This is a genomic window from Bradyrhizobium sp. NC92 (genome assembly GCF_025200865.1).
GTDB lineage: Bacteria > Pseudomonadota > Alphaproteobacteria > Rhizobiales > Xanthobacteraceae > Bradyrhizobium.
The window spans coordinates 4,891,192-4,917,120 of record NZ_CP104171.1 but is presented as its reverse complement, the minus strand read 5'-3'; the positions used below and the strand labels follow the sequence as shown (position 1 = coordinate 4,917,120).

26 protein-coding genes are annotated in these 25,929 nt (G+C 60.7%); 20 read left to right on the top strand and 6 right to left on the bottom strand.

Annotation, left to right across the window (positions count from 1 at the left end):
- Window positions 1–231 precede the first annotated feature (231 nt).
- Window positions 232–1,332 carry a methyltransferase gene (locus tag N2602_RS23065; RefSeq protein WP_260379514.1) on the top strand — a complete coding sequence of 367 codons (1,101 nt, stop codon included), beginning with the start codon at window positions 232–234 and terminating at the stop codon, window positions 1,330–1,332.
- A gap of 650 nt (window positions 1,333–1,982) precedes the next feature.
- Window positions 1,983–3,950, top strand: coding sequence for a relaxase/mobilization nuclease RlxS (gene rlxS, locus N2602_RS23060; protein ID WP_260379513.1), 1,968 nt, complete (start codon window positions 1,983–1,985; stop codon window positions 3,948–3,950).
- 66 nt (window positions 3,951–4,016) lie between these two features.
- Here rlxS and N2602_RS23055 read toward each other — a convergent pair whose 3' ends face one another.
- The 3 genes from N2602_RS23055 to N2602_RS23045 form a co-directional block, all read right to left on the bottom strand.
- Window positions 4,017–6,614 carry a DUF2235 domain-containing protein gene (locus tag N2602_RS23055; protein WP_260379512.1) on the bottom strand — a complete coding sequence of 866 codons (2,598 nt, stop codon included), beginning with the start codon at window positions 6,612–6,614 and terminating at the stop codon, window positions 4,017–4,019.
- Window positions 6,615–6,672: 58 nt separating this feature from the next.
- On the bottom strand, window positions 6,673–7,227 hold the full coding sequence (locus N2602_RS23050; protein ID WP_260379511.1) for a hypothetical protein: 555 nt from the start codon (window positions 7,225–7,227) through the stop codon (window positions 6,673–6,675).
- 258 nt (window positions 7,228–7,485) lie between these two features.
- Complete coding sequence (locus N2602_RS23045) at window positions 7,486–8,646, bottom strand: Fic family protein (RefSeq protein WP_260379510.1); 1,161 nt, start codon at window positions 8,644–8,646, stop codon at window positions 7,486–7,488.
- A gap of 614 nt (window positions 8,647–9,260) precedes the next feature.
- Here N2602_RS23045 and N2602_RS23040 point away from each other — a divergent pair.
- The 12 genes from N2602_RS23040 to N2602_RS22985 are packed head-to-tail and all read left to right on the top strand — an operon-like array spanning window position 9,261 to window position 21,212.
- Complete coding sequence (locus N2602_RS23040; RefSeq protein WP_260379509.1) at window positions 9,261–11,288, top strand: conjugal transfer protein TraG; 2,028 nt, start codon at window positions 9,261–9,263, stop codon at window positions 11,286–11,288.
- Between the two features lie 11 nt (window positions 11,289–11,299).
- Entirely contained in the window at window positions 11,300–11,851 is a 552-nt protein-coding gene (locus N2602_RS23035; protein ID WP_260379508.1) for a CopG family transcriptional regulator, read from the top strand.
- A gap of 37 nt (window positions 11,852–11,888) precedes the next feature.
- A complete protein-coding gene (trbB, locus tag N2602_RS23030; protein WP_260379507.1) occupies window positions 11,889–12,827 on the top strand; it encodes a P-type conjugative transfer ATPase TrbB in 939 nt (312 codons plus the stop codon).
- Between the two features lie 17 nt (window positions 12,828–12,844).
- Window positions 12,845–13,213, top strand: coding sequence for a TrbC/VirB2 family protein (locus tag N2602_RS23025; protein WP_260379506.1), 369 nt, complete (start codon window positions 12,845–12,847; stop codon window positions 13,211–13,213).
- Window positions 13,213–13,470, top strand: coding sequence for a VirB3 family type IV secretion system protein (locus tag N2602_RS23020; RefSeq protein WP_027559872.1), 258 nt, complete (start codon window positions 13,213–13,215; stop codon window positions 13,468–13,470). The genes N2602_RS23025 and N2602_RS23020 overlap by 1 nt, the downstream gene beginning before the upstream one ends.
- Window positions 13,464–16,031, top strand: coding sequence for a conjugal transfer protein TrbE (trbE, locus tag N2602_RS23015; RefSeq protein ID WP_260379505.1), 2,568 nt, complete (start codon window positions 13,464–13,466; stop codon window positions 16,029–16,031). The genes N2602_RS23020 and trbE overlap by 7 nt, the downstream gene beginning before the upstream one ends.
- A gap of 27 nt (window positions 16,032–16,058) precedes the next feature.
- Window positions 16,059–16,811 (top strand): P-type conjugative transfer protein TrbJ, encoded by a 753-nt coding sequence (gene trbJ, locus N2602_RS23010; RefSeq protein WP_260379504.1) that lies wholly within the window; start codon window positions 16,059–16,061, stop codon window positions 16,809–16,811.
- 11 nt (window positions 16,812–16,822) lie between these two features.
- Entirely contained in the window at window positions 16,823–17,986 is a 1,164-nt protein-coding gene (trbL, locus tag N2602_RS23005; RefSeq protein WP_260379503.1) for a P-type conjugative transfer protein TrbL, read from the top strand.
- A gap of 3 nt (window positions 17,987–17,989) precedes the next feature.
- Window positions 17,990–18,694 carry a conjugal transfer protein TrbF gene (trbF, locus tag N2602_RS23000; protein WP_260379502.1) on the top strand — a complete coding sequence of 235 codons (705 nt, stop codon included), beginning with the start codon at window positions 17,990–17,992 and terminating at the stop codon, window positions 18,692–18,694.
- Window positions 18,691–19,716 carry a P-type conjugative transfer protein TrbG gene (gene trbG, locus N2602_RS22995; protein WP_260379501.1) on the top strand — a complete coding sequence of 342 codons (1,026 nt, stop codon included), beginning with the start codon at window positions 18,691–18,693 and terminating at the stop codon, window positions 19,714–19,716. The genes trbF and trbG overlap by 4 nt, the downstream gene beginning before the upstream one ends.
- On the top strand, window positions 19,713–20,990 hold the full coding sequence (locus tag N2602_RS22990) for a TrbI/VirB10 family protein (protein ID WP_260379500.1): 1,278 nt from the start codon (window positions 19,713–19,715) through the stop codon (window positions 20,988–20,990). The genes trbG and N2602_RS22990 overlap by 4 nt, the downstream gene beginning before the upstream one ends.
- 3 nt (window positions 20,991–20,993) lie before the next feature.
- Window positions 20,994–21,212 carry a DUF2274 domain-containing protein gene (locus N2602_RS22985; RefSeq protein ID WP_260379499.1) on the top strand — a complete coding sequence of 73 codons (219 nt, stop codon included), beginning with the start codon at window positions 20,994–20,996 and terminating at the stop codon, window positions 21,210–21,212.
- 37 nt (window positions 21,213–21,249) lie between these two features.
- On the opposite strand, the gene N2602_RS22980 is transcribed toward N2602_RS22985, so the two are convergent.
- Window positions 21,250–21,651, bottom strand: a complete 402-nt coding sequence (locus N2602_RS22980) for a hypothetical protein (protein WP_260379498.1) — start codon at window positions 21,649–21,651, stop codon at window positions 21,250–21,252.
- 79 nt (window positions 21,652–21,730) lie between these two features.
- Here N2602_RS22980 and N2602_RS22975 point away from each other — a divergent pair, with 79 nt between their 5' ends.
- The 5 genes from N2602_RS22975 (at window position 21,731) to N2602_RS22955 (ending at window position 23,801) form a co-directional block, all read left to right on the top strand.
- A complete protein-coding gene (locus tag N2602_RS22975; RefSeq protein WP_260379497.1) occupies window positions 21,731–21,940 on the top strand; it encodes a helix-turn-helix domain-containing protein in 210 nt (69 codons plus the stop codon).
- 295 nt (window positions 21,941–22,235) lie between these two features.
- Window positions 22,236–22,367 carry a hypothetical protein gene (locus N2602_RS22970; protein WP_260379496.1) on the top strand — a complete coding sequence of 44 codons (132 nt, stop codon included), beginning with the start codon at window positions 22,236–22,238 and terminating at the stop codon, window positions 22,365–22,367.
- 162 nt (window positions 22,368–22,529) lie between these two features.
- Complete coding sequence (locus tag N2602_RS22965; protein WP_260379495.1) at window positions 22,530–22,730, top strand: hypothetical protein; 201 nt, start codon at window positions 22,530–22,532, stop codon at window positions 22,728–22,730.
- Between the two features lie 5 nt (window positions 22,731–22,735).
- Window positions 22,736–23,137 (top strand): hypothetical protein, encoded by a 402-nt coding sequence (locus N2602_RS22960; RefSeq protein ID WP_260379494.1) that lies wholly within the window; start codon window positions 22,736–22,738, stop codon window positions 23,135–23,137.
- A gap of 274 nt (window positions 23,138–23,411) precedes the next feature.
- Window positions 23,412–23,801 (top strand): crossover junction endodeoxyribonuclease RuvC, encoded by a 390-nt coding sequence (locus tag N2602_RS22955; RefSeq protein WP_260379493.1) that lies wholly within the window; start codon window positions 23,412–23,414, stop codon window positions 23,799–23,801.
- Here N2602_RS22955 and N2602_RS22950 read toward each other — a convergent pair.
- Window positions 23,793–24,671, bottom strand: coding sequence for a DUF4238 domain-containing protein (locus N2602_RS22950; RefSeq protein WP_260379492.1), 879 nt, complete (start codon window positions 24,669–24,671; stop codon window positions 23,793–23,795). The genes N2602_RS22955 and N2602_RS22950 overlap by 9 nt on opposite strands.
- On the opposite strand from N2602_RS22950, the gene N2602_RS22945 reads away from it, so the two are divergent.
- A complete protein-coding gene (locus N2602_RS22945; protein ID WP_260379491.1) occupies window positions 24,670–25,203 on the top strand; it encodes a hypothetical protein in 534 nt (177 codons plus the stop codon). The genes N2602_RS22950 and N2602_RS22945 overlap by 2 nt on opposite strands.
- 214 nt (window positions 25,204–25,417) lie before the next feature.
- Here the strand turns inward: N2602_RS22945 and N2602_RS22940 are convergent, their stop codons facing one another.
- Complete coding sequence (locus N2602_RS22940; protein WP_260379490.1) at window positions 25,418–25,825, bottom strand: hypothetical protein; 408 nt, start codon at window positions 25,823–25,825, stop codon at window positions 25,418–25,420.
- Window positions 25,826–25,929: the final 104 nt, after the last annotated feature.

Genomic DNA, 25,929 nt, shown 5'->3' with positions numbered 1-25,929 from the left:
CGGGTTGGCACGCGTAAGCCGCTTTTCTCTTGAATGGGGGACTTGAGGGGCGCTGCCCCGTCACCCCCGCAAGACCTTCTTTCGTCCTCCGGTGCAGCAAGTCGGTCGCACGTCGCAGCTCACGCTGCTCGGTGCAACCGCGTTGCGCACCATCGGATGCGCGCCGGCAAAGCCGGCGCCGAAACAAGCTCTTGCCCCCCGAAGCCCCGGTCTCGCCGACGGGCAGGCGGCATGGCGAAGGCCATGCGCGCCGCGCCGATCAAACGCCCAGCAAGGGCCCACAAGCGAGACATCACGATGGCAAAACTGACGAAGGCGGAGGCCAAGGCACATGCCGAGGCTGTCGAACTGCTCAAGAAGGACGTCCTTACCTACGATGAGCGTGTGTTTGTGCTCGACAATTGGCACGAGGGCGCAAGCCACATCAACGGATCGGCGGGCGCGTTCTTTACCCCTACGGGCCTTGCCGGAGACTTCGCAATCGATGCTTACGGCGGCCTAACCATTGACCTTTGCGCCGGCATTGGCGCGCTTGCATTCCATGTCTATTGGCGAGCACACTACGCGCGCAGCCAGGACGAACCACAGAAAGAGATCGTCTGTCTCGAGCGTAATCCTTCCTATATCGAGGTCGGCCGCAAGGTGTTGCCGGAAGCCAAATGGATTTGCGCTGATGTGTTCGATCTGGACTTGCCGAGCCTCGGTCATTTCGGCTGCGCGATCGCAAATCCTCCGTTCGGAGCCACTCCCAGGATCGGAAGCGGACCGCGCTACACGGGGCGGTCTTTTGAGTTTCACGTGATCGATATCGCCTCTGATATCGCCGATTATGGCGCGTTTATCATCCCGCAGGCGTCTGCGCCGTTCCAGTATAGCGGCGTGCAGTGCTACCGCGAACGCAAGAGCGCGGACTATCTCAAGTTCAATGAACAGACCGGAATTCATCTTGAAGCCGGCTGCGGCGTGGACTGCTCTTTCTATCGTGACACATGGAAGGGCGTCGCGCCCAATGTCGAAATCGTCTGCGCCAACTTCGAGGAAATCCCTCGCAACAAGGCTCGATCTTCGGCCGAGCCGGAGGCCGAGCTCCGCGCGCTGTGGAGCAAAAACGGCGTTCCGGTGGAGCGGCAGGACGCGATAATTCGCGAGGTTGAGGCCAAAGCGAGGGGCGGAATTCGGTTTGACGAACGCCCCGTCCAGGCGGACTTGTTCACTGATCTTGGGCCTTCTGCACCCAAGCGCCGACGGTCTTTGCGGCGAATTTCGTCTTGCAAATTGCCTGAGCGAGCCAGGCTGCGGCCTGGTTCACTCGGTCGATCTCCGTGCGGCTGATGAAGTTCAGCGCTCGTCGGTACAGCCCAAAGGTCCGTTGTAGAGCGCGGCCATTTTTCATTCAGACGCGGACCACCTTTGACCTGTAAGCGTCCGGCGGCTGCACATCGGGTAGCTCGTGATATCAGCCGTTAGCTTCCAGGTTCGCGGGCACCCCGCGGCGGACATTTGGCGTGCATTCGAAACGCTGCAACACGATCATGACGCTAAGACTTTCGAGTTTGCTACTAAAGGATCTTCGCTCACGGGGGCAAGAATTCGCGGTGCTGATGGCAATACGGGCGATGCCTTCGGCCCGCGCTCTACTCGTCGCTTCGCTCCTCACCGAGCCACCCTACGGGTGTCTCGGCCCTTCGGGTAACGATCGCTATCGCGAGCGCGCGCGAACAGTGGGGCTTCACAAGTCAACTGCCAAGTCACGGCGGCTCTTTGGCTAGGAAAGCAAAAAATCGGGAGGGCAAGATAAAAGCACTGGCGCTACAGAGCGCCTAAGCCGTTGTCTGCACATCCAAGATTTGGCGCCGCCTAGGTCCTCGCTATCACCACGGTCGATCGAACACATTGGCATTTCTGTGCAATTGCGTCTGCGTCTTGGCGGACACTCACTGGCTTCACATATCGCGGGCTCATTCAAACGTCGGATGCAGGCCATGCGAGAAATCGACGACGAATTCGACGTGAAGCTCGGACCGATCGGCAACCGCAGAGCCAAGAGGGCGACCGGCTATCTTCGACGCGTCCGGCAGGAGGCGGCCAAGGCTGGCCTCAGAGAGCGGGCAGGTTCGTCGTTCACCGGCGGCCGCATTGGCCGCGGCCGGGCCCAAGGTGCGATGTTGGCCGAGCGCGGACGAAGCCGGGGCCAACGCCGTGTCGTGGTGAAGGCACGGATCGTGCGGATCAAGTCAGACGGCCTAGGTGCCGTGCGAGCTCATCTGCGATACGTCCAACGGGATGGCGTCACACGCGAAGCCGAGCCAGGGGAGCTTTATGACGCCAGCAATGATCGTGCCGATGGCAAGAGCTTTACGGAACGCAGCGCCGGCGATCGCCACCAGTTCCGGTTCATCGTGGCGCCGGAGGACAGCGCGGAGCTGGCGGACCTGAAGCCGTTCGTCCGCGATCTCATGCGGCAGATGGAGCAGGATCTCGGAACCAGGCTCGACTGGGTCGCTGCCGATCATTTCAACACCGGCCATCCCCATACCCACATCGTTCTGCGCGGCAAGGATGGCGAAGGGAACGACCTCGTCATCGCGCGCGACTATATCGCTCATGGCTTTCGGTCGCGAGCAGCCGAGCTCATCACGCGAGAGCTTGGCCCTGAAACGGAGATCGAGGTCGCCCGCAAGCTTCAGCAGGAGATCACGGCCGAGCGGCTGACGCGACTGGACAGGAGCATTCTGCGAGATGCCGGGGACGGAGTACTTGAGTTGGGTGCGCTGTCTGGACGGGAGCCCGCTTGGCAAACGGCGCGGATCGGACGGTTACGAACCCTGGAGCGGATGGGATTGGCCGAGGAAGCCGAACCGGGACGTTGGCAGATCGACCCTGAGCTCGAGCCAAAGCTTAGGCGCATGGGGGAACGCGGCGACATCATCAAGACCATGCATCGCGAGATGGCTGCGGCAGGAGTTAGGCGGGCGGCAAGCGACTATGCGATCTTCGAACCGGAAGGCGGCGCTCGTCGCCTGGTTGGGCGGGTCATTGGCGAGGGATTTGCGGACGAACTGACGGAGCGTCGTTATGTCGTGATCGACGGAGTGGACGGGCGGACGCACTATGCCGAGATCGGTACCCTTCGGGCCAACGAAGAGGCGCCCGTTCGTAACACGATCCTGGAGCTCCGCGCGCGCGTCGCGGAGCCGCGCGCAATGGATCGCACGATCGCTAGCGTCGCGGCCCGCCATGGCGGCAGCTACAGCGACCGCTTGCATCGGGAATTCGACCCACAAGCATCGGGCGAATTTGTCGGAACTCACATGCGGCGCCTGGAGGCGATGCGGCGCGAAGGGTTGGTCGGGCGGCTCGACGATGGCAGTTGGAGCGTGGGACGGGATTATCTGGATCGGGCGCTCCAGTACGAGAAACTCCAGCAAACACACAATCCGGTGCGGGTCGCGGTGCTGTCATGGCAACGGCTCGAGGATCTGCCGCAGGCGCTGGGTACCACCTGGCTCGATCGCAAGCTTGTTGGGAAAGAGCCCGATGAGCTCGCATCGACCGGCTTTGGGGCGGAGGTGGAGACGGCGCTCCGAACAAGACGGCAATGGCTGATCGAACAGGGACTGGCGCGAGAGGAAGGCGGCCAGATGCGTTTTGCCCGGAACATGCTCGAGACGCTCAAGACGCGCGAGCTGGCAAGGACTGCGGCCGACATATCCGCGCGCACCGGCCTTGAACATGTCGACGTCAAGGCCGGCGACAAGATCGAGGGCGTCTACCGGCGCATGCTGACGCTGAACAGCGGGCGGTTCGCCCTGATCGAGCGGTCCCATGAGTTCGCGCTGGTGCCGTGGCGGCCGGTGCTGGAGCGAGCGCGCGGGCAATTGGTCACCGGGGAGGTGGGCGGAGAGGGCATATCCTGGGCGATCGGCATCAAGCGCGGCATCGGTCGATGAGGCCGATAATGTAGCGGAGATTTCTATGCTCCAGTCGCAGTGCGGCGGAGCCGTCGCCGCCTCAACTCATCGGCTTTCGACGGTGATCCTGGCCCTTCCGGTACTGCCGATCCAGTCGGCGAGGTAAGATTCATAGCCCCACCAGCCGAGCATGGGCTTGTTCAGATAGACGAAAAGCTCGCCGTCGCGACTTGGTGTGAGAACTTCGGCAAGCTGCTCGGAATCATCGGGTATCGCATACTCGACATCGTTGGCCCGAACGTCATCGTTCTGGTTGGGTGGCGCGCGGTCGAGGAAATCCTCCTCGTTACCCCTCGCACCGATGCGAAAAATGATGCTTCCCCATGGGCGGTCGAACGTGTGGCGGAACGGATAGAGCAAGGCCATCGTCGCTGCCTTGAAGAACGGCAGACGGCCTATCGGCTGTCCGCCCATATAGGACTCTTCGCCGAAGAAGCTCCACTTGCCGGATGGCGGCTTCGTCTCGGGAGTAGGGAGCCGCTGAACGACAATTCGATAGTTCTTGCCCGTCTTGACGAAGACGCCGGTCGAAATGCAGATATTGTTCGGTGAATTGGTGGCCGAAGGCGATGCGTCGAAGAGCACCTCCGTCTGTTGCTTCTTCTTGCCCTTTTCTGTCCCGCTGGCCAGCCCGGTCGTCTCGGTGCAGAAGCTGCCGAAGCCGTCGCGGATGTTGAAGAGGTAATGGCTGCCAAATGCAACGGCCATGTACAGGATCGCAATCGCGGACAGCGCCGGGGCTAGGTAGAACTTAAATCCTCGAAGCAGCGCCTGATATGATTTTGATTGCCGAAGCTTTCTGACAGCCACGCCGGGGAGGAAATAGAACACGAGGAATGCGCCGAGAACGGCACGAACTGGCTGCGCCGTATAGGTCAGCAGAACGTCCTCGTAAGTCGCGGGCAGACGCAGCGAGCTGAGCAGCGGGCGCTCGAATTCCGGGTACAGAAACAGATAGAGAATGCTGCCAGCGAAGAGGATGGTCAGCAAGGGCGAGGCGACTTTAGGGATTTTCGGTTCGTCGGGCTTGTTGCTGTCCGGTAAGAACCGCGTCCACAAGATTCTCATGCTGTCATTGATCGAACCTTTCAGCCTGGCACTTACCGAGATGAGGAACGCGACAAGCGAGGCCCAGATGACGAACCATGCCGGATCCCGTGCGTAGGCGTCGATCCAGCGCGAGGCCATACCTGGCAGGAAATTGCCAATGATCCGGATGGTATCCGACAGGAATCGAAAGGAGGTGCGGAGCTCCTGGAACGGGTAGCTGTCCCTGAACAAGGGATAGAGCAGGAGATAGCCGGTGACGAACACCGTCAGAAAGTAGATTGCCCGGCGACGCCAGACGATGTCCCAGATGTTTTCTTGCTCCTTGTGCCGGTCTCTCGAGGGCTTTCCTTCAGAAACGGCTGAATCATTCGGCTCGATCGTTACTAAGGTATTGGAGATCATTGGCCCCGACGGCCAATAATTGACATACGGGTCGGTCGAGCGCACAACCTCGTACTCTTTGGGGAAGCCGATCGGCGCATAGAAATGCGCGCCAAGCTTGATCCTGCCAAACACCGCTTCATGGATCTTCGGGACCGGTTTGGGATTTGGCGTGCCGTCGGTCGCGGTGGTTGCGGGCATCGCATCATAGAAGTCCTGGATCTTTCGAGGACTGTAGCGGTAATAGCCGCCAAGCCCGCTACGGGAGTCGTAGAGCCTGCCGTCTTTGTCCTTTGCGGACTCGGTGCTTATGAGCGCGTCGGGCTCGGCGTCGGGCATGTCCTTGAAAACGAGGCCGGCCTGCTTGGCCTCGGACATCATCCAGGCCAGCGAAATGTTTGCGAGAGAATCGTCCGGATAGCCACCGCCGACGTTGGAGTGAACACCGGTGAACCAGACCTGCAGCAGCCGCTCACCATCGGATTGGCGGATTGAGCCGCTCGCCTGCGTATTGGTCGTATCTTCATCCCAAAGGACGGGGTGGAATGTTGCGCGCTCATCGTCGATTGCCAGCGCATGCCGCGCCTTGCGGATTTTGGGATTGAAGTGCTTGTTCGGTAGCTCCAGCGGCCAAAGCCAATCGTTGACGCCGCGCGTCATTTCGTCGATCGGCAGACCGTAGGCTGCAACCGTGTCCCACACGCCCACGAATTCGATAGAGTCGACCACGCGTTCGCATGGCGTATAAAATCGCTTGTCGAGCCAGGATCGGACCAGGCGAAATGGGTACTGAAGATTCCAGACCGGATATTTGTCGTGACGATAGGCGCGATAGGCCGCGCGTGCCTTCCGATCCAGTTCTGCCTCGTTTGCGAACTTGACGAGCCCCTGATTGAGCACCAAGCCAACAACGATCCGGACGGTAAAAGCACCGCGGCTAAAGCCAAAGGCATAGATCTTGTCGCCGTCCCGGTAATTGCGGCAAAGGAATTTGTAGAGATTGATGACGTTGCGCTTCAGGCCATAGCCGAACGCACCGCCGAGGATGGCCAGCGGCTTGAACGATGATGTGCCGACACCATCATCGTAGATTGCGATCTGGTCGGAGGTCTTGAGATCGAGCGACTGAAAGGTCCGCCAGACGTTGGTTCGCCAAACCTTGCCGGCTGCGTTGCCCGTGCCATCCGATAGGAGAACGATATTCTTGGACATCGGCTTCCTCCAGTGAGCAGGGGTCAGCAATTGATCAAGAGCAATTACAATTACCGGCTCATACGGGTCGGCCCGGCGGAAAAAAGAACAACAGCAGGTTCAGCGCACCAAGGAATGCGAACTGGCCAATAGCCATTGTCACCGTCGCGAGCTTGAGAGCGGTGAGCGCAGCGAGTACTCGGAACGAGTCAGGAGTGAGCCGGATCCACAACTTCAAAGTTGCCGCGAGGCCGGTATCTTCCGCAAGATCCGCCACCATGTAGAAGGTGGGGAGAATCCACCAGATCCACGTCGGAACGGCAGAAAGGAAGCCTAGCCGGTCAGCGAGCGAGGTGGATGCAAAGCCAAGAAATATACCAAGGCAAATCAGGAAGAGGATGTCGAGGGGGAATAGGACGGGAAAGACATATCCGCGGATCGCCTTTGCATGCGTACTGTCCGCAAGCCAGCGAGCGAGAGTTGTTTCGCTCAGAACTTCGGTCTGAGAGGGGATATACTTGAGCCGCTCGAGAAATCGCTCCGCGACGTCCTCGCCATATCGTGGCGCGATAAGAAACTTCGGCGCAAGAGTCAACGCAAGCGTCAGTCCGAACAGAACAAGGATCGTTCGCACAAATATACCCCTGTCAAAAATCACTTCTCGAGATCGAAGCCGCTCTCGCCCGTAAACAAACCTTCCGGGTACCTTCTGAGGGGCGGATCGGTCCCTAGCCTCAATGTAATTTATCGATATTGTCACACTTTCAAGTTGCTTGGCTAGATCAATGCAGCTTTTCCCCAGAACCCAGGTGGGCGCGCTACATCTGATCGGTGGCAGGGAGTACCTGATCAGGCGGTAGGTCCTGTTCCCCAGCCTCCGGCCGGGTAGGGATCATGATGGGCCGTCGCTGGTCGGGCGATGTGTTGCACGTCCTGGCGCAACGGCGCTTAGGGACACGAGGGAATAGCTCGTACTCCTCCCGCCGCCCTCGTCCTTGACGAGGATACCCTGATTGACGAGACCTTGGATGTCGCGCAGGGCGGTATCAGGCGAGCACTTTTCAATCGTGGCCCATTTGCTCGATGTCAGTTTGCCTTCGAACCCGTCCAGCAGACGGTTCAGCATATCGCGCTGCCGCTCGTTGATTTGAGCCGTGGAGTGCCGCTTCCAGACGTCGGCTTTTTCGAGCACGGCTGCGAGAGTAGTCTCGGCGCCACTGAAGGCGCGGTCGAGACAGCCCAGGAACCACTCAAGCCAGGATGTGATGTTGAGATCGCCTTTCTGCGTGGTCTCCAGCAAGTCGTAGTAGGTCTTCCGCTCGCTCCGTATCTGAGCCGACATGCTGTAGAAGCGTTGCGGTATCCCTTCGGAGCGGGCAAGCGACATGTCGGCGATGGCACGCGCGATACGTCCATTGCCGTCCTCGAACGGGTGGATGGTCACAAACCAGAGATGCGCGATCGCAGCCTTGATGAGTGGGTCGATGTTCTCTTCGGTATTGTACCAGTCGAGAAATGCGGTCATTTCGGCATCGAGCTTGTCGGCAGTCGGTGCTTCGTAGTGCACGCGCTCACGTCCATAGTCACCAGAGACGACCTGCATCGGTCCTGACGAGGCATTGCGCCAGGCCCCCACAGTGATCTTCTTCATGTTGCTGCGGCCGGTCGGAAACAGCGATGCATGCCAGCCAAACAACCTTTCCGCCGTGAGCTCGGCTTTGAACTTCTGAGTAGCGTCGAGCATCATCTCGACAACACCCTCGACATTGCGATCGGCTGCTGGCAGAGCGCCTGCGTCCATGCCGAGGCGACGCGCCAGTGAAGAGCGCACCGCGTCCTTGTCGAGTTTTTCCCCCTCGATTTCGCTGGACTTGAGGACTTCCTCGGTCAGGCTCGTGAGGACAGCCTCCTCCTGCTGGGGGAAGCCGAGCGCCTGCATCCGACCGATGAGCTGGCCCTGGCGCAGCCGCACGGCCGCGAGCTGCTTCGCCAGGGCGTCGCCATCCCAGGAAAAGTGAGGCCAATCAGGTAGTTGGTGGATATAGTCCGGCATTCCCCGCACTCCTTGCGGAGAATATGGCAGCTTTTCCCCGCAACCGCAAGGTTAATTACCGCAAAATATGCGGAGAATGGCGCCGGTATTCTCCGCATCGGACCGGACCCGCCAGCCCGAAACAGGATCCGTTGGAGCTTCCGCCTGACGCCCTTTGAACTTCGACCAGGGCCATCTAAGTCGCCGACGGATGGCGCGGGGTGCTGTCTGCATCGCCACAGACTTCAGCCGAGGGCTGCGCGCGAGTTCGCGCGCTTATACTCATTTCGCGAAGTGAGTATAACGCTCCTTGTTTTAGATAATCGGTCGATGCGCACCGTCGAACATTGCGATCGAGTAGGGCGGTCGATTCGTTCTCTCTCAATCGGTACCGGCTCGTGCGCGGCGCACATCGAAGCGAGCTCGATAATTGATCCAGCTTGATCACGCCGTTCACAGTCTATTGAGCAGCTTCCTCAAAGACGCCGAGATTGGCGCATCAACGATCTCGCATCGATAGGCTTGATCGACACGGATCTCGTTGCCGCAACCGATTTTTATTCAGGTTGAATGCGAAGGCGTCTGCCGCTTTTCATCTCGCCGCGCTCGTTCGCGAGAGTTAAGTGGGGCAGAAAATGTTTCCGGCGAAAATCTATGTCGGCCAGATCGCCGTCGTGCTCGGCATCGTTGCCCTCTCGACATGGGGGGCAACGCAATGGACTGCCGCAGCTCTCGGCTATCAGCAGCGCCTCGGCGAACCCTGGTTCTTGATTGTCGGCTATCGCGTTTATCTGCCCTGGCGGTTGTTCGAATGGTGGTTTGCCTATGAGGCTTATGCGCCCGAGGTGTTCGAGGAGGGTGGAGCGATTGCTGCAGCTGGCGGCATCGCAGGCGCGCTCTTTGCGATCGTCAATTCGGTGTGGCGCGCGCGCCAGAGCCAGTTGGTGACGACTTATGGTTCGGCACGATGGGCCACGCCAAAGGAAATCAAGACGGCCGGCCTGTTCGCGTCCAAGGGCGTTTTCCTGGGCCGCCTCGAGAGCTACTACCTGCGCCACGACGGACCGGAGCATGTCATGTGCTTTGCGCCGACCCGGTCGGGCAAGGGCGTCGGGCTGGTCTTGCCTACATTGCTGTCGTGGACGTCGTCGGCGGTGGTGCACGACATCAAGGGCGAAAATTGGGAATTGACCTCCGGCTGGCGTTCGACGTTCTCGCATTGCCTCCTATTCAATCCCACGGACGAGCGGAGCGCCCGCTACAATCCGCTGCTCGAAGTGCGCAAAGGAGCGGCCGAAGTTCGCGATGTCCAGAACATAGCCGACATCCTGGTCGATCCCGAAGGGGCGCTTGAACGCCGCACTCATTGGGAAAAGACCAGTCATTCCCTGCTGGTCGGCGTCATCCTTCACGTCCTTTACGCAGAAGAGAGGAAGACGCTCACCCGCGTCACCGAGATCCTAGCCGACCCAGCGCAGTCCTTCGAGAAGACGCTCAGGATCATGCTGGCGACCAATCACCTCGGCACGGAGGCGGAGCCGAAGGTCCACCCCGTCGTCGCCGCGACCGCACGAGAGCTGCTCAATAAGTCCGAAAACGAACGCTCCGGCGTCCTGTCGACCGCCGTGAGCTTTCTCGGGCTCTACCGCGATCCCGTCGTCAGCCGAAACACCGAATCCTGTGATTGGCGCATCGCTGACCTCGTGAATGCCGAGAAGCCCGTCACGCTCTATCTCGTCGTTCCGCCGTCGGACATTAGCCGCACCAAGCCACTGATCAGGCTGATCCTCAACCAGATCGGCCGCCGGCTGACCGAGACGTTGAATACCAAGGCAGGTGACCCCAGGCACCGCCAGCTCCTGATGATGCTGGATGAGTTTCCCGCGCTCGGCCGGCTCGACTTCTTCGAAAGCGCGCTCGCATTCATGGCCGGCTATGGCATCCGCGCCTATCTGATCGCGCAGTCGCTCAACCAGATTGCAAAAGCCTACGGCGAGAACAACGCGATCCTGGACAATTGCCATGTCCGCATTGCCTTCGCCGCCAATGATGAGCGCACCGCCAAGCGAATCTCGGATGCGCTGGGCACCGCCACGGAGCTACGTGCACAGCGCAACTATGCCGGCCATCGGCTGGCTCCCTGGCTCGGGCATGTCATGGTCAGCCGCCAGGAGACCGCGCGTCCTTTGCTGACCCCAGGCGAAGTGATGCAGCTGCCGCCCGACCAGGCCATCGTGCTGGTCTCGGGGCTGGCGCCAGTCCGCGCCATCAAGCTGCGGCACTATGAGGACGCAAACTTCGTCAGCCGTCTGCGCAAGCCTCCCTCCTTGGTAGGCGATGCGTACGTCGATCGGCCGCCAGCCCGCAGCGACGATTGGCGCGGCGAGGTGCGCTCCACCGATCTTCGCCTTGCGACCCTGCCGTATCGCGAGCTCATGCAGACGGGCGGGGAGGAAGGCGGCCTCAAGCAGCAGTTGGCGTTGTTCGACGAGGCCGCACCCGCCGCGAACGAGCCGCGCGCCTTCGAGGAGCGATTGCTCGACGACGAGACCGACGTCGCCGCCGACCGCAATCAGATGCAGCAGGCAGCAGGCGCGTCAAGCACCGTACGCCGCGCCCATGCCGTCACCCGCGACGACGACGACCTTCTTCCCTCGTTCTGAAAGCATCCCTGATGAAACCGAAACTGTCGGCCTATGTTTCTGAAAGTGTGGCGCAGCGGCTCGAGCTCGCCGCCAAGCGTCCTGGAGCCAATAAATCGGCCATCGTCGATGCTGCGCTGGATCGCTTCCTCAACCCCGAGCGCGATGCCAGCGGCGATGCGGCGCTGATCCGAAGGCTCGATCGCATGAGCCGTCAGCTCGATCGAGCCGATCGCGATCTATCGGTGATGGCGGAGACCATCGCGCTCTTTGTCCGTTACTACTTGACCATCACCCCGCCGCTGCCGTCCCAGGATCAGGATGCAGCGCGAGCGCTTGGCCGCGAGCGGTTCGAGATGTTTGTCGCACAGGTCGGCAAACGCGTCGCCTCCGGCGGCCGGCTTGTCGCCGACGTCATGGACCGCGTCAGCGCCGTCAAGCCGGATCTCTTCATGCGGAATATCGAGGAGGGCGCCCCTCTGGGCGCTGCTCAACCTAGCGATACTGGATCCCGCGCGCAGAGCGCGGCGGGTGAGCCGCCGGAGCATTCTCCGGCAGGGCGAGAGGAGATCGGCAATGTCTGATCTCCTCTCGCCAGAAACCCGCGAACGACGCCGGGGCATGCTGCGGACCGCGATGGGCCCCGCAATTGCCCTCGCTCTGGAAGAGCCTGATGTCGTCGAGGTCATGGTCAATCCCGATGGAAGGCTTTGGCTTGATAGGCACGCGACGGGCCGCGCCGATACCGGCGTTGTCCTCACGCCGCAGGAGTCGGAACGGATCATCCGGCTTGTTGCCAGCCACGTGCGGGCGGAAGCGAGCGGCTCGTCGCCAATCGTCTCGGCGGAACTCCCCGAGACAGGTGAACGCTTTGAAGGCGTCTTGCCGCCGGTCTCGCTCGCGCCTTGCTTTGCGATCCGCAAGCCGGCAACGACCACGTTCCGCCTGTCCGACTACGTTAAGGCGCAGATTGCCTCGCCGTTGATGGCAAAGGTGCTGACATCAGCGGTCACCGAGGCGCGCAGCATCCTAGTCGCCGGCGGCACCGGGTCCGGCAAGACGACGCTTGCCAATGCGCTTCTTGCCGAGATCGCCGGGCTCGAGGAGAGGGTGGTCATTATCGAAGACACCCGCGAGCTGCGCTGCGATGCCAAGGATGCCGTGACGCTCCGAACCAAGCCGGGTGTGGCGAGCCTTGCCGATCTTGTCCGCTCCACACTGCGCCTGCGGCCCGACCGCATCATCGTCGGTGAGGTCAGGGGCGCCGAAGCCCTCGACATGCTGAAAGCCTGGAATACCGGTCACCCCGGTGGGATTGCCACTGTTCATGCCAACTCGGCCCGAGCTGCGCTCTACCGGATCGAACAGCTCATCCAGGAAGCAGTCGCAACCGTGCCGCGCCGGCTCATCGCCGAAGCAATCGATCTGATCGTCTTCATCAAGGGGCGGGGGCCAGCGCGACGCATCGAGGCCGTCGCCGAACTCAGAGGTCTCGATCCGTCTGGCGACTACCTGCTCGAAACCCCGCCCGGACTTCCAAACACATCCCATCGCCCCTGACCTCAAGGAGACTGCAAATGTCCATTCGTCTATCTCTCAAGGTGCGTTCTCGCCTGCGTGGCTTCTGCTCGGTTAGTGGATTGCCGCTGGCCACGCTCGGTGCAGCGTCGGCTTGCGTGCTTCTCAGTGTCACGGCGGCGCACGCCGCCGGTTCGGGCATGCCATGGGAAGCTCCGCTCGAACGCGTCTTGGAATCCGTGCAGGGACCCGTCGCCAAGATCGTCGCCGTCATCATCATTACAGTGACCGGCATATCTCTGGCCTTCGGAGACACCTCCGGGGGATTCCGCAAGATGGTCCAGGTCGTATTTGGCCTCTCGATCGCCTTCGCTGCGAGCTCGTTCTTCCTGTCGTTCTTCTCGTTCGGCGGCGGAGCTCTGATCTGATGCGTCCCGATGGTTTTGAGCTCGTGCTCCACCGCTCGTTGACTGAACCCATCCTGATCGGCGGCGCCCCGCGTGCCGCCGCCATCCTGATCGGGACCCTCTCGGCGGTGCTGGCGCTCGGCCTGCGCCTTTGGTTCGCAGGCCTCATCCTCTGGGTCATCGGCCACAGCGCGGCCGTGTGGCTTGCCAAACGCGATCCGGCCTTCGTCGAGGTCGCCATCCGTCACACCAAGCACAAGGGACGGCTCGCATGCTGAACTTGAGAGAATTCCGCGGCAACGCCTATCGGCTGGCTGATTGGCTGCCTTGGGCATGCCTCGTCGCCCCGGGCGTCATCCTCAACAAGGACGGCAGCTTCCAACGGACGATGCGCTACCGCGGGCCGGACCTCGACAGTGCGACCGAGGCCGAGCTGATGAGCGTGGTATCTCGCGTCAACAACGTTCTGAAGCGCTTTGGCTCGGGCTGGGCGCTCTTCTTCGATGCCACGCGCATCCCAACTGGCGAATATCCGCGGTCGGAATTTCCCGATCCGGTGTCGTGGCTGGTGGATGAGGAGCGACGGGCCGGTTTCGAAGGGCCGGCCGGGGTGGCGTGGGAGGATCCGTCACGCCCCGGCGGGCAGCACTTCGAAAGTGTGCTGCATCTGACCCTGATGTACTTGCCGCCGGCCGAAACGGTCTCGCGCCTCGAAGGCTTGTTTCTGGAGCGTCCCAAGGCGAGGAGTTGCGCGGCTGGCGGACAACGCGCTCGTGGTGGCCAAACACCCAAACCTCATGAGCGCGGTGAAATTGACGACGGGGAGACCGACGGCCAACGAAGATTTGACAGCGACCAGAAAGGCTATCGCGATCACCTCCAAAGATTCATCCAGGAAACCGATCGCGCGATCGATCTGCTCTCGTCGGTCTTACCTGAGATCTGGCCTCTCAGCGATGCGGAGGCGCTTACCTATCTTCATAGCTGCATCTCGACGAAGCGCCATCCGGTCAGCGTTCCCAAGATCCCGGCCTATCTCGATTGTTTCCTAAGCGATGAGCCCTTAACCGGGGGATTGTCGCCGGCGATCGGGCGGAGCCATCTGCGCGCGTTGACCGTGCTTGGGTTTCCGAACGTCACATTTCCAGGCTTGCTCGATGAACTAAATCGGCTCGGCGTTGCCTATCGCTGGGCAACCCGGTTTATTCCGCTCGACCGTACGCAGGCAAACGCAACTCTGTCGCGCTACCGGCGGCAGTGGTTTGCCAAGCGGAAGTCGCTCGGAGCGATCCTCAAGGAGGTCATGTTCAACGAGCAGGCGGCGCTGCTCGACACTGACGCCAGCAACAAGGCACTTGATGCCGACGCGGCGCTCTCGGAGCTCGGCGACGATCTGGTTGCCTTCGGCTATATCACCACGACCGTTACCGTAAGCGATGAGGACTCCCATCAGGCTGATGAGAAGATCCGTGCGGTCGAGCGGGTCATCAATAGCCGGGGCTTCACGGCCATCCGCGAGAGCGTCAACGCCGTGGAAGCCTGGCTCGGCAGTCTTCCGGGCCAAGCCTATGCCAACATCCGCCAGCCGATCGTCCACACCTTGAACCTCGCCCATATGTGCCCATTGTCGGCGGTATGGGCCGGACCCGAACGGTGTGAGCACCTCGATGGCCCGCCGCTTCTGATCGCCAAGACCAAGGGGGCGACCCCGTTCCGGTTGTCGCTTCACGCCGGCGACGTCGGGCACACCATCATTGTCGGTCCTACGGGAGCGGGCAAGTCCGTCCTGCTTTCGATGCTCGCACTGCAATTCCGTCGATATCCGAATGCGCAGTTGATCACGTTCGACAAGGGCCGATCAGCACGGGTCACCACGCTCGCATTGTCCGGCTCCTGGTACGAGCTAGGCGCCAAGGGCGGCATTGCCTTTCAGCCGCTCAAGGATGTCGCAGAAGAGGGGCCGAGAGTTTGGGCGCTCGACTGGCTCTGTGGCGTGCTCGCTCATGAGCGCGTGACAGTGACCCCCGACGTCAAGGAGACGCTCTGGTCGGCGCTGAGGAGTCTCGGGTCTGCGCCGGTCTCGCAGCGGACGATGACCGGCCTTGTGGCGCTGCTTGCCCGCGACGCGCTGCGGCAGGCGCTGCAACCCTACACACTGGAAGGACCCTATGGCCGCTTCCTGGACGCGGACGCCGACCGTCTTTCCGGTGCCGACGTGGTCACCTTCGAGATGGAAGAACTCATGGCTTTGCCGGGGCTGGTCGCTCCGGTCCTGACCTATCTCTTCCACAGCCTTGAGGACCGCTTCGACGGCCGGCCCACGCTGCTGGTGCTTGATGAGGCCTGGGTCTTCCTGGACGATCCGCTGTTTGCGAGCCGGATCCGCGAATGGCTGAAGACACTCCGCAAGAAGAACGTTTCGGTGATCTTTGCGACCCAGTCGCTGGCCGATATCGCCGACAGCAAGATTGCCCCTGCGATCATCGAATCCTGTCCAAGCCGGATCTTCCTTCCGAACCCCAGAGCGCTGGAGCCGACCCAGACCGAGACCTATCGCCGGTTCGGCCTGAACGACACGCAAATTCGCCTGATCGCGGAGGCCTTCCCGAAGCGCGACTACTATTTGCAGTCTCGCGCCGGAAACCGCTTGTTTGAGCTCGGCCTCGGTCCGGTGGCGCTCGCGTTGGTCGCGGCGTCCTCGCCCGAGGATCAACGGACCGTCGATGCCGTCCTGTCCCGCTCCGGCCCCCATCACTTCGCCAAGCGCTATCTCGCCGAACGAGACCTGCACTGGGCAGCGAACCTGATCAGCACCTTCGAACAGGCCCAGAAGGCCTGACCCCAATCTCAATTCCTGGAGTCTTCCATGCTCGAAAGTGTCGGCCGCATGTTCTTGGGTACAGCTTCAAGAGTTATCATAACAACAATACTATCGATCGCCATCGCCGTGAATGGTTCGCAACGGCTTGGCGCGTTTGATATCGTATTCGATCCTAGCAATTACAGCCAGAATCTCCTGACTGCCGCGCGAGCGCTTGATCAGATCAACAATCAGATCAGGAGCCTCGAGAACCAGGCGCAATCGCTGCGCAATCAGGCAAAAAATCTTGCCGCCCTGCCGACGAGCGTCGTCGGCCAACTCACGTCGACAATCAATCAGATGAACACCCTGATTGGTCAGGCCAAGAACATTTCGTTCGATGTTCAGAAAACTAAACATGATTTCGAGCGGCTGTATCCTCGCCAATACGCGGCAGCTGTTTCGTCCGACAAGATGGTGCAAGATGCGACCTCGCGCTGGGACAATAGCTACGATGGACTGAAGCAGTCGCTCACGCTTCAGTCCGCCATCGTCGGCTCCTTGGATCAGGACGGCCAGACGCTTCGAACGCTGATGGCGAATTCGTCCGCTGCGGTCGGCTCGCTGCAGGCTCAACAGTCTGGCAATGAATTGCTCGCGCTGCAGATCAAGCAGTCGCTGCAGGCCCAGGCTCTCATGGCAACGCAGGCGCGCGCGGACACGTTGCGTGCAGCCGAACAGCAGGCATCGTCGGCTGCCGCGAAGGAGCGATTCAATCGCTTCATCGGCGATGGCCATGCCTACACCGCCGGCAAGTAGGTGAGGGCGCTATGGCTGATCTCTCCGTCATCGACCGGTTCACCGACACCTTCTCGCGCTACATCGACTCCGGATTTGGCCTACTGTCCGGCGACGTCTCATTCTTGAGCTCAACGTTGATCGGCATCGACCTGACGCTGGCGGGGCTTGCCTGGAGCATGCGGGCGGACGATCACATCATGGTCACGCTTGCCAAGAAGGTGCTTTATGTCGGCGCTTTCGCGTTCATTATCGGCAACTTCAAGGGCCTCGCCGATATTGTCTTTGCGTCGTTCTCCAGCATCGGACTGAAGGCGTCAGGCGGGAGCTTGAGCGCGGCCGACCTGGCGCGGCCAGGCTTTGTCGCTTCCGCCGGGTTCACGGCCGCCCATCCGCTTCTTGAGGAGACCGGGCAATTCTCAGGGTTTGATGTCCTGACCAACCTGCCGACGATCCTGATCCTGCTGTTCTGCTGGATCCTGATCGTGCTCGCGTTCTTCATCCTCTCGGTGCAGCTCTTCGTCACGCTGATCGAGTTCAAGCTCACAACGCTTGCAAGCTTCATCCTCGTGCCGTTCGCCCTGTGGGGAAAGACTGCGTTTCTCGCGGAAAAAACCCTTGGCAACGTGGTCGCCTCGGGGGTGAAGGTAATGGTTCTCGCGATCATCATCGGCATCGGTTCGACCATCTTCGGTCAGCTCGCGAGCACATTAACTCGGCCGGTCGACATCGTCTCGGCGATGAGCTTGTTGCTGGCGGCCCTTTCGCTGTTTGGCCTTGGCATTTTCGGCCCGGGAATCGCAGCCGGATTGGTCTCAGGTGCGCCCCAGCTCGGCGCTGGAGCTGCCGCCGGAACGGTGGCGGGCGCTGCGGCTGTCGTGATCGGCGGCGGAGCGGCAGCCGCCGGAGGCTTACGCCTTGCGGCGGGCGGCTCAATGACCGCGGTTCGCTCCGCAGCATCGCTCACTGGGGCGTCTTCGGCTGCCGGCACATCAGCCCGGGCCGCAACCGTGGATCAGCTCTCGAGCGCGGGTACTGGCGGCGCAACGAACGGAGCAACTGCGTCAGGCGCCGGGCGTCCGGCGGGGTCGTCAGGTCGCGGACACGCGAGGGAAGCGGCCCAAGTCGCGGCTCACACCCTGAAAGAGGGCGACAAAGGTGGGCATTCGTCGGGCCCGAAACTGGGGGAGGAGTAGGATATGGCTGGTCACCCCTTTCAGCGTGTGTCCGTCCGCTATGGCGAGACACCACAGCCGGTCACGCCCTATCAGAAGGCAGCCCAGGTCTGGGACGAGCGGCTCGGATCCGCCCGTGTGCAGGCGAGCAACTGGCGGCTTGCAGCGCTGGCAGCCATCGGCCTGTCCAGCGTCCTCGGATTGACAATCTTCGCCCAGATCGCTCGCTCCGGTGTCGTTCCCTACGTGGTCGAGGTCGATCGGCTCGGTGAGGTCCGAGCAGTCGGGCCGGCGCTCGAGAGCTACCAGCCGTCAGACGCACAGATCGCGCATTTCCTTGCGCGGTTCTTCGAGAACGTCCGCTCGCTGTCGATCGATCCGGTCATCGTCCGGGCGAACTGGCTGCGCGCCTATGACTTCGTCACCGACCGCGGCGCGCAAGCCTTGAACGACTACGCGCGGGAAGCCGATCCGTTCACGAAGATCGGCTCCAGGACCGTGACCACTGAGGTCACATCCGTGGTGCGCGCCTCCGGCGACAGCTTCGAGATCCGCTGGAAAGAGAACACCTACGAGAATGGCGCGATCGCGAAGACCGAGCGCTTCACAGGTCTCGTCACCACCGTTCTCAAGCCGCCCGCGGATGCCGAAACGCTGCGGAAGAACCCCCTCGGGCTCTACGTCCATTCCCTCAACTGGTCGCGCGACCTCATCGGAGACGCCAAATGAATTCCAAAGCCCTCACCAAGCTCGCGTCGACCAGCGTCCTTGCCTTGTCGCTTGGGCTCGCTGGATGCGCCACCAAGCTCAATCTCGAAGCGCCCTATGACGAGATGACATTTGAGAAGGCCCTTCCAGAGAGCGATCCGCCGGCGCCGGTGCAAGTCGTCGAAACACCCAAGGTCCTGCCGTTGCCTGGCCAGCTGAAGCCGTTTCCGACGAAGGCCGCCAAGGAAGAGAAACTGCCGCCGGAGCAGGCGATCGCGAAAGCGAACAAGGCCGCGCGGATGGAGCCCACACGCGCCGGGTATATCAACGCCATCCAAGTTTATCCCTGGACAGAAGGAGCCCTCTACCGGCTTTATGCAAGCCCGGAGAAAGTCTCGACCATCGCGCTGCAGCCGGGCGAGGAACTGATTGACGTTTCGACGGGCGATACGGTTCGCTGGGTCGTCGGCGATACATCGAGCGGGCAGGGGAGCTCGCGGCGGGTGCATATCCTGGTCAAGCCGACGCTTCCGGACATTCAGACCAACCTCGTGGTGCTGACGGACCGGCGCGCCTATCACCTCGAGCTCGTCTCGACCAAGCAGACCTACATGGCGTCCATCTCATGGACGTATCCGACTGATACGCTCGTCGCTCTTCACAAGCAGAACGCCACGGCTCAGGAAAGCGAGGAGCGGATTGCAGATCGCGGAGTGCGGCTCGACAGCTTGAACTTCCGTTACCGCATTGAAGGCGACGATCCTCCGTGGCGGCCGGTGCGCGCCTTTGACGACGGCCGCAAGGTCTATATCCAGATGCCGTCCGGCCTGTCGCAAGGCGAAGCGCCGCCTTTGTTCGTCGCCGGAGCCGATGGCCGGCCAAACCTCGTCAACTACCGGGTCCGCGGTTCCTACTACATCGTCGATCGGATGTTCGGCGCCGCTGAGCTTCGCCTTGGCGAAGATCCGCAGCGCATCGTCCGAATCATCCGCATCGATGCGCGGCCGGTGTCTCAGATCTTCGGTACCGGGAGCGCTTCATGACGAGCTTGGATCCGGGTCCCGAGCCGCTGGAGCTGAGGGCGCGGCCGCGAGCCGTTCGGCGCCTCAACAAGCGCGCTCTTATGATCGGCTGCGCGGTCGCGGCGCTGTTCGTGGCCGGAGCGATACTTATTGCGCTCAAGCCGAACTCCTTCAAGCAGTCTGAGCGAACGGAGCTGTACAATACCGACCGCAAGCAGACGGCCGAGGGCCTGAGCAAGCTGCCGAAGTCCTACGAGGAGTTGCCGCCGTCGACGCCGCGGCTCGGGCCGCCATCGCCTGGAGACATTGGCCGGGCCTTCGCCGAAAATGAGAAGAAGGCTGGCGTCGCTCCGGATTCTGGCTTCCGAACCAATCCGGAGGAAGACGCCGAACGGGCTGAGCGGATCCGGCAGACGCGAGTCGCTCAGCAGGCAAAGGAGTCGGGCTTGTTCGTCCGCCTGTCGGAGAAGCAGGACAAGCGCAAGCAGGCAAGTACGACGGAGGCGCCGGCGGCCGCTTCTCCATCTGAATTCCGGCCTCCAACGCCAGATACAGGTCCATCTGCTGCGGAACTTGCAAAGACGGCGCAGGCGTTGATCGATCGCTCCAGCGAAATCATTCCGTCGTCGCAGGCGCGAAAGCTGGCCTTTGTGGGAGCGAAAGCTGACACGGAAACCACCAATCCCCACGCGCTCAAACCGGCGCCATCCACTTATGCCGTGATGGCCGGGTCGATCATCCCGGCGAGCCTCGTCACGGGGCTGAATTCGGACTTGCCCGGGACCACCATCGGCCAGGTCACCGAGAACGTCTACGACACGGTAACCGGCGAACATCTATTGATCCCGCAAGGGACAAGGATCGTGGGCAAGTACGATAGCGTCGTCGCCTTTGGCCAGAAGCGGGCGCTGGTCGTCTGGACACGGCTCATCCTGCCGAACGGCAATTCGATCGTGATCGAGAACCTTCCGGCCACTGACGTTGCGGGCTACGCCGGGCTCGAGGACCAGGTGGACTTCCATACCTGGCAGTTGCTCAAGGGCGTGGCCCTGGCCACCCTGATCGGGGTGGGGACTCAGCTATCGATCGGCAATGACGAGAGCGATCTCGTGAAGGCGCTGCGGGAAAGCACGCAGCAAACCACCAATCGCGCGGGCCAGCGCCTGGTGGAGCGCGAGCTCGACGTGCAGCCGACGATCACTGTGCGGCCGGGTTGGCCGCTGCGGGTGATTGTTTCGAAGGATCTGGTGCTGAAGCCGTACCAAGACGCTCAGACCGCGGCGAAAGGCAGGTGAGGGATGAAGCTTGCGAAGCTGCCTGATCGGACCCGGGTCAAAACGACCATTGTGCTTGCGCCGAGCCTGGCGCAACGGCTGCGCGAGTACGCCGTTTTCTATGCAGAGACTTACGGCAACAAGGAAGAAGTGGCTGAGCTGATACCGTTTATGCTTGAGGCATTTCTCGAGGGCGACGTAGCCTTCAAGAAGGTGAAGAAGAAGGTCAACGGTACAATATAGTCTTCGAGTGATTGACGGGGCCGCTACTGATAGAGAGCTATGTCCTTTCAGCAAGTGCCGTCCTTACATGTTCGATGGATGCCTCCAGCGATCTTAAGAGCCCACTCAGTTCACTTGTCGGCAGTTCCTCTAGACGAAGGCTATTGCTGTCGACGGTTTGTAAAACCAGACGATCGATTGGGACGCTCGAATGAGGCCCCTCCAAAGCTAATCCGGATGACCCGAAGATTTGAGACACTATTTCACCGGAAGGACGCATCGTTGTGACCAGTTCGAGGCCGCCTGCGATTTCCTGCTCAAGTACTTCAATCGGAAGTTCAACACTTGCCAGGATGAAGTCCATCCCGTCAGCCCGATATCCAATGCGGAGAAGCCGCCCCTCAGTCATGGCGACCTGTTCGACGAACGGTTTAGCCGACGGACTTAGCACATTGGTCATCCAAAAACTTCCGCGCGAGTACGAATAATACCTAATATACTAGGTGGAGATCAACTGACGTTTGAGGCCGTCTTGCCGCATGAAGTTGCGGCGGGTGGTAGCCCAAAATCTTCGGCGTCTACGACGCAAGGGCGGTCTTACTCAGGAAGAGTTGGCTGATCGCGCCGGGCTGAATCGCAACTACATCGGAATGATTGAGCGCGAGGAGAATGCGCCGACCGTTGATGCGCTAGAACAAATTGCAAAAGCGCTCGATACCGATCCTGTAGCTCTATTTCAGGAGCGTTAATTACGGCCCAGCAGGTCTAGCGAGGTCAACTGCCAATTGGCGCGAGCCAAACGCGCAGCATTTTGTGGAGATAACGCATTTTGGAGAACTCCTTGAGAACGTTTGTTAATTTTTTGAGCGGGGCGCAATGAGCCGGTTGGTGCGGGAGCGGACCGTCCTGAGCGACCACGAGCCGATCTTGGTCAAAAGCTTCTTCATCCCGCGGTGGCCAGCAGCCGTTCGCCGTCCCAGCCGTCCCGTGAAGCGAAGGCTGGTACCGCCCGGCTCGGCTGCCGTTCATTGATGCAGCCTGGCGATGGACAACCTCCGGCGATTCCCGGCGCCGTGGGTCATGGGAGAGGACGAGCACGGCTTCCATGTGAAGGACGCCAGCGGCTTCTTCATCTGCGGCATCTCCCACCGTGAGGATCTGCACCGGACCAATTAACAGTACGCCAACAACTTCCTTTCGAGGGAAGAGGCGAGGCAGATTGCGAAAGCGATCTCCCGGCTGCCGGAGCTGTTGAAGCGCCCGCCGTATTGAGCGCCTGCCCAATCGACAACCTTGATAGAATTTGGTCCTGTGGTGCAACTCCGGGAGGGGCGGGCAATGAGCACCAGAATACTGATCTTCATTTTCGGCGCAGCGGCGTTCGCCGTGGCGTCTTACGAAAAGAACCTGCCCGCGATGATGATCGCGGTTTTCTCGACCTTCATCATTTACCTGCTGCACACAATCGGATTTAAGCTCAACAAGCTGCTCGACCATTACGGCATCAGAGTCTGGGACAGCGACATCGCCAAGGATTGACGACGATGGATTGGTCTCTCTTGCTGCTGCTGGCGATCGGGGGCGGGTTTCTGCTGTGGCGTCAGTCGAAGAACGCCGAGAAGGCACAAGTCGCCAACGAACGGCTGGCGAAAGATAACAAGCTCTATCAACGCATCAAGGAAGGGATGCGCGAATACCATTGGCGCGAGCGAGAGCAGGATTTCTGGAAAGCCAAGAACGGGCAACTGCTGTTCGAGACCGCGCACCTCGCGGCATACCATGTCGACCATTTTGCCGAGAGTCGCGTGGGCTTCTATTTCAAGGACTTAAACGAATATGGGCTGTACGGCTTCTTCGCCGGCAATGGTGACGAGTTCTTCGAGAGCTATTATCGGACTGACAAAACTTTCCAGGAGGAAGGTCGGCTCTTGCACGACGACGATTGACGTGTCGTACCGTTCGGCTCAGCATCGGCTCATGCAAACAATTCAAGGTTTGAAGCGGCGCCGGGTCCGGAGACCTAGCCTGTTCAGCGAGCCTGCGGTTCCTGTTCGCGTTCCGCTCAGCTTACTGAAGGAAGTCGGAGACGTGGCAGGTCTCTCGAGCAAAGCCAAGCGAAGCTTCCACTGTCCGTCGTCGGTAAACCCAGCGAGAAGCCGGGCGAATAGGCCGCCCGTACATCCTCGGACTAGGCCCGGCACGTCCTGCGGCGTTTGCAGGGTGTTTCTCGACGGAAGTATTGAACCGGCCCAGCACAAGTTCGAAAGTGAAATGCAGGCCCGCCTATTGGACGTAGCCGGCATCATCCGTCGCCACCCTACCGCGGACTGCCTCGGCGTGAGCATCGAACAGCCCTTCGGTCGCAACGCAAAAAGCTTGCAAGTCCTCTACACGATGATGGGAGCAGCTGCTTTGGCGGCGGTAGAGGCGGGCCTGTCCGTGACGTTGGTGAACCTCGTGAAGCTCAAGATGCACGCCACCGGCAAAGGCAACGCCAAGAAGCCGGACATGCAGGCCGCTGCAAAGGCGCGCTGGGATAAAGACCTAGGGAAGGATGAAGCCGACGCCGGATGGGCAGGCGCTTACGCCTTAGATAACAGCCTATTCTAGACCAGCATAAAAATTCTGATCGTCAGCGGCCTCGGCCGATAGATTCTTCTGCATATACCGCAGAGGCTTGGCACTGGTGCTCCACGCGAGTTGGATTGCGCGACGCACCACGCGGTTATTGACCGTGTTCACGATATCCTCGGCAGTGCGTCTCTTAAAATCTCGCTGGGTGGCCTCGTCGGCGAACGCGAGAAACAGCTTCCTGGGACTAAGCGGGGTGGCCAGATGGCCGCCTAAGCGCCCAATGCCGTTTGCCATGATGACGGGGCGATCGGAAGTTAAGAATTCCAGCTTGGAAGAGGCAAGATTGTAGATAGACCACCGCATCTTGTTGATGACTTCCTCGACCCCCGTGCCTCGAATCATATCCACGATGACCCTGAGCGCCATGCGCTTTGTCGCTTCTGCGGAGAAGTCCTCCGGCAGTAGGGCGCCCTCGGTAATCTCGCGGATTTCATCCCGTTCCTTCGGTGAGGGATTCATCATCCGCTCGTAGACATCGTTGATGTTAGCTGGCGAGCGCAGCAGAAGCCCTACTAGGAATCTCGACCAGGCTTCGCGGATGGCAGCCGGGATGCCTTTGATGTCGTCACGCATGATGAACTGGTGCGCGATCGCGGCATTGTGGTCGACCGGACCCATGACAAGGGTCTCGATCAGATTCGCGGATTCCCTGTCAGGAGCGGAGTCTAGCCAGTAGAGACCCCGGTCGTAACCGGTGTGCTTTGGGGACTTGCGGTCGGCGCTGACTTGATCGCCAAATGGTCGCCGAAAGGCGGTCACGCGCCCATCGATCGGGGAAGCCCACTCCTTGAGATAGAATACCGGTATATAGTGATGTTTCGGCAGCTGTTTTGGTGAGTCGGACATGTTCGATATCAACAATTCCAGAGACTTCTACCAGAAGCTGCTGGAGGACTTCGATGATTATATGGAGCACCAAGACTCCGCTCGGCACGCCATGAACTGCGCCATCACGGCGCATCACCTTGCGGATTGGGTGTGGGGCGACTTCAGCAAGGACGATGATGCCTTGAAGGCCAAGCTCGAGGTCAAGGATATCCACGACTTCCGCCGCTGGATCGACACCCAGACGGTCTGGTACGGCGTCGTCCAGGGGCTCTCCAACGGCAGCAAGCATTTCATCCGGAAAGCAGCCGAGGGTACCCACAAGATCGGGGGCTTCGGCATGGGCGGGTTCGGGCAGGGCCCTTACGGCATGTCATATCTCGCGATTGAGGTCAGCGACACCGATCCCAAGCTCCTGCCGGTGTCGCTGTTGCTGGAGGTCGTCATCCGGTTCTGGCGTGACTTCCTGAAGCAGCACGGGCCATATGACTCGCTGCCGAAGGGAAAAGTCACGCTGATGGATGAAGCTCTGCCCGCAGCACCTCACCCCTAGCGTCAGCCTGGCGGATATCGGCCGCGAGCTTCATCGGCAGATCCGCGGGAGCGATCGTGGCGTAGTGCGCGGCGGCGAAGTGGTAGCAGCGTTCACGGGCCTTGGTGACGGATACGCCCCAATACTTTCGCCAGCCGGTGAATCTCGAAATCGCTTTCAGGCGAAATACTGATGGTGCGTTTAACTTGGTTAAGGGCGCCTGTGGGCGCCTTTCTCATTTACGCATCTCGGTAATGAGCCGGCGCTGCCCGTCGGGCAGGGCGACGTACCAATTGTTCCAGGCATTCTCGACATTGCTGTGAACAGTGCGGCTGAGCTGGTTCAACGAGTTGCACTTCACACCGTTATCGGCGCGGATCAGGTAGCCGTCTGAGGCGGTCGCCCGATATTCCTTGCCCTTGTAGGTCCGAAAGATCTGCTGGCCTTCCATCAGCTCGACGCCGTGGCGCGGGTCTGTCCATCCGACGCGGCTGTAAGGCTTGATACTCCCAGACGCAGCAGGCTGACGGCTCACACCGAATTTGCGGGCAAGGATCTGGTCCTCGTTGTCTTCCCCCGGCTTCCGGTCGGCCCAGATCGCGGCATAGACGTCGGTATCAACTTCAATCGTTCGCTTTGCCATTGCGGCTCTCCCTCGAAATCGCTACATCCGCTCATGTAGCAAATCTAGATAGCAAAGCAAGCTAATTTATCTACACCAGCAGAAAGACTTTTCGGCTGAGAACA

Bases quoted from the DNA above. Each gene is read 5' to 3' on its own strand.
- N2602_RS23035 (WP_260379508.1), top strand. From the start codon at position 11,300: ATGAAACCGAAACTGTCGGCCTATGTTTCTGAAAGTGTGGCGCAGCGG.
- N2602_RS22940 (WP_260379490.1), bottom strand. From the start codon at position 25,825: ATGGCAAAGCGAACGATTGAAGTTGATACCGACGTCTATGCCGCGATC.
- N2602_RS23020 (WP_027559872.1), top strand. From the start codon at position 13,213: ATGCGTCCCGATGGTTTTGAGCTCGTGCTCCACCGCTCGTTGACTGAA.
- rlxS (WP_260379513.1), top strand. From the start codon at position 1,983: ATGCGAGAAATCGACGACGAATTCGACGTGAAGCTCGGACCGATCGGC.
- N2602_RS22990 (WP_260379500.1), top strand. From the start codon at position 19,713: ATGACGAGCTTGGATCCGGGTCCCGAGCCGCTGGAGCTGAGGGCGCGG.
- N2602_RS22965 (WP_260379495.1), top strand. From the start codon at position 22,530: ATGAGCACCAGAATACTGATCTTCATTTTCGGCGCAGCGGCGTTCGCC.
- N2602_RS23040 (WP_260379509.1), top strand. From the start codon at position 9,261: ATGTTTCCGGCGAAAATCTATGTCGGCCAGATCGCCGTCGTGCTCGGC.
- trbB (WP_260379507.1), top strand. From the start codon at position 11,889: ATGCTGCGGACCGCGATGGGCCCCGCAATTGCCCTCGCTCTGGAAGAG.
- N2602_RS22985 (WP_260379499.1), top strand. From the start codon at position 20,994: ATGAAGCTTGCGAAGCTGCCTGATCGGACCCGGGTCAAAACGACCATT.
- trbE (WP_260379505.1), top strand. From the start codon at position 13,464: ATGCTGAACTTGAGAGAATTCCGCGGCAACGCCTATCGGCTGGCTGAT.
- N2602_RS22975 (WP_260379497.1), top strand. From the start codon at position 21,731: ATGAAGTTGCGGCGGGTGGTAGCCCAAAATCTTCGGCGTCTACGACGC.
- trbJ (WP_260379504.1), top strand. From the start codon at position 16,059: ATGCTCGAAAGTGTCGGCCGCATGTTCTTGGGTACAGCTTCAAGAGTT.
- trbL (WP_260379503.1), top strand. From the start codon at position 16,823: ATGGCTGATCTCTCCGTCATCGACCGGTTCACCGACACCTTCTCGCGC.
- trbG (WP_260379501.1), top strand. From the start codon at position 18,691: ATGAATTCCAAAGCCCTCACCAAGCTCGCGTCGACCAGCGTCCTTGCC.
- N2602_RS23055 (WP_260379512.1), bottom strand. From the start codon at position 6,614: ATGTCCAAGAATATCGTTCTCCTATCGGATGGCACGGGCAACGCAGCC.
- N2602_RS22980 (WP_260379498.1), bottom strand. From the start codon at position 21,651: ATGACCAATGTGCTAAGTCCGTCGGCTAAACCGTTCGTCGAACAGGTC.
- N2602_RS23045 (WP_260379510.1), bottom strand. From the start codon at position 8,646: ATGCCGGACTATATCCACCAACTACCTGATTGGCCTCACTTTTCCTGG.
- trbF (WP_260379502.1), top strand. From the start codon at position 17,990: ATGGCTGGTCACCCCTTTCAGCGTGTGTCCGTCCGCTATGGCGAGACA.
- N2602_RS22950 (WP_260379492.1), bottom strand. From the start codon at position 24,671: ATGTCCGACTCACCAAAACAGCTGCCGAAACATCACTATATACCGGTA.
- N2602_RS22945 (WP_260379491.1), top strand. From the start codon at position 24,670: ATGTTCGATATCAACAATTCCAGAGACTTCTACCAGAAGCTGCTGGAG.
- N2602_RS23065 (WP_260379514.1), top strand. From the start codon at position 232: ATGGCGAAGGCCATGCGCGCCGCGCCGATCAAACGCCCAGCAAGGGCC.
- N2602_RS23025 (WP_260379506.1), top strand. From the start codon at position 12,845: ATGTCCATTCGTCTATCTCTCAAGGTGCGTTCTCGCCTGCGTGGCTTC.
- N2602_RS22960 (WP_260379494.1), top strand. From the start codon at position 22,736: ATGGATTGGTCTCTCTTGCTGCTGCTGGCGATCGGGGGCGGGTTTCTG.
- N2602_RS22970 (WP_260379496.1), top strand. From the start codon at position 22,236: ATGGACAACCTCCGGCGATTCCCGGCGCCGTGGGTCATGGGAGAGGAC.